This window comes from Microbacterium sp. P2_F9 (genome assembly GCF_056403635.1).
In genome coordinates this window covers 1-7659 of record NZ_JBFUFC010000188.1, presented here as the reverse complement: position 1 = coordinate 7659, position 7659 = coordinate 1, and the positions used below count along the sequence as shown (strand labels likewise).

Sequence of the window (7659 nt, the reverse complement as noted above, 5' to 3'; positions counted from 1 at the left end):
GAGCAGGGCGAATCGGTCGTCGAGGCCCTCATCGATCTCGGCGAGGGTGAGGACGCGAGCCCGCGCGGCGGCGAGTTCGAGAGCGAGCGGCAGGCCGTCGAGGCGCCGCACGATCCGCTCCACGGTGTCGCTCTCCGGCCGGGTCGGCGCCGAGCCCCGCGCGGCGCGGACGCGCCGGGAGAACAGCTCCACCGCGTCGCCGTCCGGCAGCGGACCGAGGTCGACGAACGCCTCGCCCGCGACACCGAGGGGCTCGCGGCTCGTCGCGAGGACGCGGGCCGCGGCGGTGGCGTGCAGGAGCTCGAGGGCCACCGCGGCGGCCTCGGCAGAGAGGTGCTCGCAGTTGTCGAAGACGATCAGCACCGGACGCCCGGCGAGTGACTCCAATGCGCGCTGGCGGGGCGTCGTCGCTGAGGCGGTGGTGTCGGCGACCCGGATGCTGCGGCCCGCAGCCGCTGCGACTGCCGCCCATACTTCGCCCGGCGCCGCGGGAGCGAGTTCGACCACGACCGCCGCGCCGTGGGCGCGTGCCGTTTCGAGCGCGAGCGTGGTCTTCCCTGCGCCGCCGGGGCCGATGAGGGTCACCAGGCGCTCCGCGGCGAGCTGGTCCGCGATGAGCGCGAGCTCGCGCTGTCGTCCGACGAGTGGGGTGAGGGGTGCGGGGATGACCTCGGCGACACGAGCGACCGAAGAGGCGGCGGCGCCGGCCGCACTCGCGCGCAGCTTCTCGACCCGGGCCCGGTCTTCGAGCAGATCGCGGATGACCCAGTCGAATCCGTCCGGCACCCACGGCTCGCCGGTCCACAGTGCGAGCGCCTGGTCGACGAGGTCGGCGACCTCCGCGGCATCCGTCGCTCGTCCGGCGTGTGCGACGAGGTCCTGGAAGTGCGTGACGTCGACCTCACGCCGATCGAGCGTCAGGCGATAGCCGCCCGCGGTGGCCTCGAGGGCGTCGGCCGGCAGCGCCCGCCGCAGCCGCGAGGCGAGCGACTGCAGCGATGCGCGCGGGTCCACCGGGAGGTCGTCAGGCCAGACGTCCTCGGCGAGGGCGCGGTAGCCGACGGTGGTGCCGGTGTCGATCGCGAGCCGGAACAGCAGCGCTTCCTGGCCCCGGCCGCGCACCACGACCGGCTGTTCGCCGTCGTGGACGGAGAGCCCGCCGAAGAATCGCACCTGCACGCGTCAACTTTAGGTGCGCGCCTGCCGTCGCCGGAGTCGGCGGACTCAGCCGCGCGCGGCGGCCTTCATCGCGCGCTTGTGCTCGCGGACGAGGCCGAGCGACTCGGGGCTCGTGATGTCCGCGACGCTGCGGTGGCTGCCCGCTTCGCCGTAAGGAGCGGATGCCTCGCGCCAGCCGTCGCCGGTGAACTCCCGCTGCTTGCCCAGCAGCGCCAGGAAGATCTTCGCCTTCTGCTCGCCGAAGCCGGGCAGGGCCTTCAAGCGCCGGAGCACCTCCGGCCCGTCCGGGTCGCCCTGCGTCCACAGCGCCGCCGCGTCGCCGCCCCACTTCTCGATGAGCGCGGCGCACAGCGCCTGGGTGCGCCCGGCCATCGAGCCCGGGTAGCGGTGCACCGACGGGGGCTGGCGGAACACCTCGACGAACTCGTCGGGGTCGTAGGCGGCGATGGCAGCGGCATCTACCCCTCCGGTMCGGTGGGCAATCTTAAGGGGTCCGGAGAAGGCGGTCTCCATCGCGACCTGCTGATCCAGCAGCATGCCGATCAGCAGGGCGAGCGGATTCTCCGTCAGAAGTGCGTCGGCGTCGGGGTCTGCGGTGATGTGGAGAGCGGGCATGCCCCCCATCGTGACACCGTCGCCCGGGCCCCGCGAGGGGGTGGAGTCCCGGTGCGAGGATGGAGCAATGCGCAACACAGCGGACTCAGCGGCGGTGCGCGCCGGCGAGAAGCACGTCGTGGTGGTCGGCGGCGGGATCGCCGGACTGACCGTCGCGCTCGAGTGCGCCAAGGTCGGCCTCTCCGTCACCGTCCTCGAAGCGGCGGACCACCTCGGCGGCACCGTGCGCGCCACCGAGGTGGCGGGTCTCCGCCTCGATGCCGTCGTCGAAGGGTGGCGGATCGGCGGGGGATCCGTGCGCGCCCTCGCCACCGACCTGGGTCTCGGCGCCGAGATCGCCCCGGCCGCCGACGGAGACGTGTGGATCGACCCCGGCGACGGACCTGCGGCGCCGCTGCCCCGCCGGACGCTGGCCGGCATCCCGGAGAATCCGTGGGACGAGGGCGTCCGCCGGATCATCGGCTGGCGCGGCACCTGGCGCGCGTACCTGGACCGAGTGCGACCCCCGCTCACGATCGGGCAGGAGCGCAGCCTCGGCAAGCTGGTGCGGTCCCGGATGGGCGACGCGGTGCTCGACCGCATGGTGGCCCCGCTGAGTCTCGGTGCGTATGGGATCCACCCGGACGACGTGGATGTCGAGGCCGTCGCCCCCGGGCTCAGCACCGCCCTCACCCGCATGGGCTCGCTCAGCGGCGGCGTCTCGCAGCTCCTGGTCGACGACCCGGGACCCGGGGTGGAGGGCCTCGCCGGGGGAACCTTCCGCCTCGTCGATGCGCTCAGGGCTCGCCTCGCCGACCTCGGCGCCGACCTGCGCACCGACACCCGCGTCGACCGCCTCGAAGGCACGCCCGATGGTCGTTGGGCGATCGGCGTCATGAGCGGGACGGATGCCGCGACCGCTGCGCCGCGTGCGGCCGCGCCCGCCGACCAGGCGACGGACGACCCGAGTGCGGCATCTGCTCCACCTGTGCGTCCCGCCGACGCCGTGGTCGTGGCCGTTCCCGAGGCGGAGGCAAGGCGCCTCCTCGCCGGTGTGGTCCCGGCCCTGGACGGACCCGTGCGCCCGGTCGGTGCGACCGAGGTCGTCACCCTCGTGGTGCACGAACCTGCCCTCGACGCGCATCCGCGCGGTCGTGCGGTGTACCCGGTCGCGGGCAGTCGCCGCGCGGCTGCCGTGAGCGACTCCACCGCGCGGTGGCCGTGGCTGGCGGCAGCGGCACCGGACCTGCACGTCCTGCGGGTGGCCTTCGGGACGGCCGCCCACCCCGCCGCGACCGCCGAGCTGGACGACGCCGCTGCGCTCGCGCTCGCGCGGGACGAGGCATCCGCCCTGCTCGGCGTGCCGCTCGCCGATCTGCGAGGCGCCGTTCGCGAAAGGTTCACCCCGCCGACCCCCGCGTCCACGCTGGGTCACGCCGCCGCCGCGTCCGCCGCGCGGGGCGCGATCAGAGCAGTCGCAGGGCTTGGTGCTGCCGGCGCGTGGCTGGCGGGGTCGGGACTCGCCCCGGTGATCGCCGACGCCGTCGAAGAGGCCGAGCGGGTGCGTCGTGCGGTGCTCTGGGGACCGGACGGACGCTGATCTCCCTCACCCGGGGGCGTTCTGTCAAGGCCGGATGCCGGAATCGGCATGCGGGTCTACCCTGGGGAGCAGGCAGCACCCCCGTCGACCGGAGGAGACCCACATGAGGGGCAAAGTAGGACTCGTCATAGGACTGGCGGCAGGCTACGTGCTTGGCACGCGCGCCGGCCGCGAGCGGTACGAGCAGATCAAGCACCAGGCGCTCAAGGTCTGGAACCTCGACCCCGTCCAGCAGCAGGTTGCCAAGGCGAAGGACTACGCGAAGTCCGCCGCTATGGCTCTGCCTACGACGGTCTGGGACAGCGCCGTCAAGATGACCAAGGCCGCCGGCAGCAAGGGAACGCCCGGTCAGCGGCTCGACGCGACCCTCAAGGTCGGCAAGGACTCCGCCGATGACATCGGCGCTGCGGCCCAGCAGTCCGCGGATGCGGTGAAGGATGCCGCGGAAGACGCGGTCGACGACATCTCCGACGCCGGTCGTGGCGGAGCGTGACATGACCGAACCGCGCGGCTTCCGCGATCGGGCCGACGACAGCATCTTCACCCTCGTCGGCGATGTTCCCGAACTCATCCGCAACCTCGTCATCGCCGAGGTCGATGCGGCGAAGGCCTGGCTGCGCAAGACTTCCAAGGACGCCGGCATCGGGTCGGGGTGGATCGTCGGGACGCTCTTCATGCTGTTCTGGTCGATCCCGGCCCTGGGCGCGTTCATCATCTTCGGACTGTCGTCGTGGATGCCGGAGTGGCTCGCGGCCCTGATCCTCTTCCTCTTCCTCGTGCTCGTCGCGGCGGTCATGGGTTTGCTGGGCTATCTCCGCTGGCGCAAGCTGCTCGCGCGGGAGAACCCGGTGCAGGCGATCATCAAGGACGTGGAGGTCGTGCGCGATGAGTTCTGAACTGGTTCGGCCCAGCACCCCTGGGCCCGTCAGCCCCATCACCCCCGTTCCGCGCACGGCGGTCCCGGTCGGCCTGGTCGACCCGGTCGCGCAGGCCCGTGCCGAGCTGAAGGCTGCGCTCGCCGCGATCGAAGACAAGGCGAACGTCGCGCGGCGGACGAACCGCGCCATAGACCGGCTCGCCGTGAAGGCTCGTGCGAACCCGGTGCTCGCGGCGGCCGTGGTGGTCACGGCGGCAGCGGCCGCCGGCGCCATCGTGTGGTCGCTCGTGAGCAAGTACACGCGCTGACACGACGCACTGCATCGCGGCTATCCCCAGGCGTCGCACCGCACCGGACAGCGGCGCGGCGGCGGGGGTATGCTCGACGCAGGCAGTGCGATGGAGCAGGAACTGCCGACGGCACGAGAATCCGCAACCCGATGGATTCGAGTCACCGTCGGCTGCTCGAATGATGGGCGGCTGACCTAGCAACACAAAGAATCGACGCCCATGAACTCAGCACCCAAGCAGACACCCGACAAGCCGCTCAGCGGCTGGCGCGTGCTGGTTCCTCGTGGTGGCCCCTGGGGCGACACCGTGGCAGCGACGCTGCGCCGGCAGGGGGCTGTTCCCGTCATCGCGCCGCTCATAAACTTCGCACCGACCAACGATCAGGCGTCCCTCGAGCAGGCGCTCGCCGATCTCGCCGCCGGCGCCTTCGACTGGCTGACGCTGACGAGCGCGACGACCGTCGATGTGCTCTACGCGTATCGCGCCACCATCCCGGCCAAGACCAAGGTCGCCGCCGTGGGCGAGACGACGGCCGCGGCGATGCTCGCCGTCGGGTACCGCGTGGATCTCGTCCCCGAGCGGGACAACTCCGCGGCCGGGATGGCCGAGCAGATGATCGAGCTCGAGCCGGAGGCGCGCGACATCCTGACCCTCCGCAGCGAGATCGCGAAGCCCGTGCTCACCCGCATGCTCTCCGAGGCGGGCCACCGCGTGCGCAGCGTCGTCGCGTACCGCACGGTCGGGGTCCCGGTCACCGACCGGATCGCCGCGGACGTCCGCAGCGGACGGATCAACGCGATCCTCGTGACGAGCGGTTCCGTTGCGGAGCAGGTGCAGTCGCAGTTCCCGGACATCCCCCCGGCCACCGTCGTCGCGGCGATCGGGCCGCGCACCGCGAAGGACGCACGTCGTGCGGGGCTCCCCGTCGACGTGATCGCCGACACCCAGACCGTCGACTCCCTGATCGACGCCGTGGGGCGATTTCCGCTCCCGCACGCGTCCGACGAGTTCGCCACCTGACCTCGGCCGGTCGATCGTTGCGCTCCTGTGAGGAACGACCCCCGCGCGAGAGCGGCAGCGCTGGCAGACTAGACGCATGGTGACCCTGCTGCTGGACTCGACGCAGCTCGAGATCGCGCTGTCTGCAACGGAACGCGCGCTCGCATTCCACCGTGGGAATGTCGTCATCGAACGCACCGCCATCGCGAAGGTGCAGCTCACCGACGACGCGTGGACCTGGCTTCGCGGCGTCCCGAGTCCCGGCACCCACATCCGCGGCGTCGTGGCAATGGGCACGTGGCGCTCGGCCGGCGGCGACGACTTCGCGATCATCCGACGCCACCGCGCCGGTGTGGTGATCGACCTCGACGGACACCCGGACTTCCACCGCATCATCCTGACGACGCGACATGGCCTCGAACTCGTGCAGGCGCTCCGCCTCGATGTGCCCGCTGAGGCCGCCGACGTGGTGGAGATCGCCGCCGAGACCGGCACGATTCCGACGACGAAGCCGAGCCCGCGCAGAGCTCCTCGTCCCGCGCCCGCCGTCAGCTGACATCGCGGCGCCAGCTGAACAGGTAGCCCAGCAGCACGAGCACCGCGGCGTAGGCGAGCAGCACCGCGCCGCCCGCCCACCACTCCAGCTGCACGCTTTCGCCGGTCGTCGCCATGCTCGCGGTGAAGACGCTCGCTCCCACCAATGCATCGCTCGCGGCGCCGGGCAGATACTGCGTGACATCCGAGAGGCCGTCGACGAAGGATGCCGCGGCCCGGGCGACCGGCTCGAGGAACTGCGTGAACACCAGCACTCCGACGATCGCACCCACCTGGTTGCGCACGAGCGCCCCGACCCCGATCCCGATGAACACCCACAGGACGTAGGCGAGCAGCATCCGTCCGAACATCGCCCAGGTGTCCGCGGAGGTGAGCTCGGTGTCGAGGCCGTAGCCGGCCAGGAAGGCCGCCGCGGGGCCGACGGCGGCGACGATCCCGACGACGCCGTAGAGCGCGCCGAGCAGGACGCCGACCAAGATCTTCGCCCAGAGCACCGTGCCCCGGCGCGGCGTGGCCAGGAAGGTGGGGGTGAGCACCTTGTGGCGGAACTCGCCGGTCACCATCAGGGTGCCGATGAGCAGCGGGAAGACATAGCCGATGGATGTCGCGGTGCTGTACAGCAGGGTGGGCAGGCCCTCCGCGGGCAGCTGCGGGCCGTTCCCGCCCAGTGAGCCGGTCGCGGATGCCGAGAAGACGAATCCCAGGACCGTCGCGGTGAACGCGACGTACGCGAAGAGCACGATGGCGAGGATCCACCACATCGCCGTGGTGAACTGCTTGGTCGTCTCCGACCGGGTGGTGTTCGTGAGGCTCATCGCTGCTCACCTCCCTCGCTGTCGTCGGCATCTCGGGGATCGGCGGCTCCTGGCTCTTCGCTCCAGTCGGGCGAGAGGTCGCCGATCGTCCCGAACTCGCTGGTGTCGGGGTTGGGCTCGTCCGCGGTCTCGTCCGACGGGGCATCGTCCGAGTCGTCGACGTCGGGCTCGAAGGTGACGACCTCGTCCGTGATGGCCTCGTCGGTGTCAGCCTCGATCGGCGGTTCGCTCGCGGTCCGCTCTTCCGACTCCGGTGCGCTGTCCACGTGCCCGGGGTCGACGGGCGGCGCATCGGCGTCTGCATTGCCGAACGGGGGTTGGTCGGGGTGATCCTCAGGTGCCTCGGACTCGGCGGAGGAATGGGCGTCCTCGGGGGCTGCGGCGGAATTCGCGGCCGCGGCGGCGGCCGCCTGGTCGGCGTCGAAGGACGAGAAGAAGCGGTCCGCCTCTTCATCCGAGTCCGTCCTGATGTACTCCTCCCAGGGCCGCTCGACGTCGTGCGGCGCCTCCTCAGGGGAGTCCTCCGTCACCGCGTCGTCGGCTGCGGGCTCAGCACTGTCGTCGCCGTCGTCGGGCGCACCGTCCCCTTCGGCGCCGGCCTCGGCGCCGTCCGCGTGCACTTCGTCATCCGCGACGTCGGGGTCGGAGGTCTCGTCCGCCACCGGGATGATGTCGATGACGCCCGTGCCCGCCACCGCGAACCCTGCCGCAGCCGGGGCTTCGGCATCCGTCTCGGCGTCGACATCCGCT

At 71.8% G+C, this 7659-nt stretch carries 9 protein-coding genes and 1 pseudogene; 6 read left to right on the top strand and 4 right to left on the bottom strand.

The genetic code is table 11. The features are described 5' to 3' along the window. The coding region (locus AC1DVT_RS16135; RefSeq protein WP_477390005.1) for an AfsR/SARP family transcriptional regulator at positions 1-1179 on the bottom strand (1179 nt) is incomplete at its 3' end. 45 nt (positions 1180-1224) lie between these two features. Then, positions 1225-1794, bottom strand: a complete 570-nt coding sequence (locus AC1DVT_RS16130) for an HhH-GPD-type base excision DNA repair protein (protein WP_477390004.1) — start codon at positions 1792-1794, stop codon at positions 1225-1227. A gap of 67 nt (positions 1795-1861) precedes the next feature. Here AC1DVT_RS16130 and AC1DVT_RS16125 point away from each other — a divergent pair, with 67 nt between their 5' ends. The 6 genes from AC1DVT_RS16125 (at position 1862) to AC1DVT_RS16100 (ending at position 6095) form a co-directional block, all read left to right on the top strand. After that, on the top strand, positions 1862-3373 hold the full coding sequence (locus tag AC1DVT_RS16125) for a protoporphyrinogen/coproporphyrinogen oxidase (protein ID WP_477390003.1): 1512 nt from the start codon (positions 1862-1864) through the stop codon (positions 3371-3373). 103 nt (positions 3374-3476) lie between these two features. Next, positions 3477-3866 (top strand): hypothetical protein, encoded by a 390-nt coding sequence (locus AC1DVT_RS16120; RefSeq protein ID WP_457099482.1) that lies wholly within the window; start codon positions 3477-3479, stop codon positions 3864-3866. A 1-nt stretch (position 3867) separates the two neighbouring features. Next, on the top strand, positions 3868-4269 hold the full coding sequence (locus AC1DVT_RS16115) for a phage holin family protein (protein ID WP_457099481.1): 402 nt from the start codon (positions 3868-3870) through the stop codon (positions 4267-4269). Further along, the gene (locus AC1DVT_RS16110) at positions 4259-4558 is read left to right on the top strand and encodes a hypothetical protein (protein WP_477390002.1); all 300 of its coding nucleotides are present in this window, start codon (positions 4259-4261) and stop codon (positions 4556-4558) included. Before AC1DVT_RS16115 ends, AC1DVT_RS16110 begins: the two co-directional genes overlap by 11 nt. A gap of 201 nt (positions 4559-4759) precedes the next feature. Next, positions 4760-5560: a uroporphyrinogen-III synthase gene (locus AC1DVT_RS16105; RefSeq protein WP_457099479.1), complete on the top strand. Its 801-nt coding sequence runs from the start codon at positions 4760-4762 to the stop codon at positions 5558-5560. 76 nt (positions 5561-5636) lie between these two features. Then, complete coding sequence (locus AC1DVT_RS16100; RefSeq protein ID WP_477390001.1) at positions 5637-6095, top strand: hypothetical protein; 459 nt, start codon at positions 5637-5639, stop codon at positions 6093-6095. Here the strand turns inward: AC1DVT_RS16100 and AC1DVT_RS16095 are convergent. Together AC1DVT_RS16095 and AC1DVT_RS16090 are read right to left on the bottom strand one after the other, a co-directional pair. After that, a complete protein-coding gene (locus AC1DVT_RS16095) occupies positions 6088-6909 on the bottom strand; it encodes an ABC transporter permease (RefSeq protein WP_477390000.1) in 822 nt (273 codons plus the stop codon). The genes AC1DVT_RS16100 and AC1DVT_RS16095 overlap by 8 nt on opposite strands. After that, positions 6906-7659: pseudogene (locus AC1DVT_RS16090) on the bottom strand (hypothetical protein); the annotation flags it as partial. The pseudogene AC1DVT_RS16090 and the gene AC1DVT_RS16095, both read right to left, overlap by 4 nt.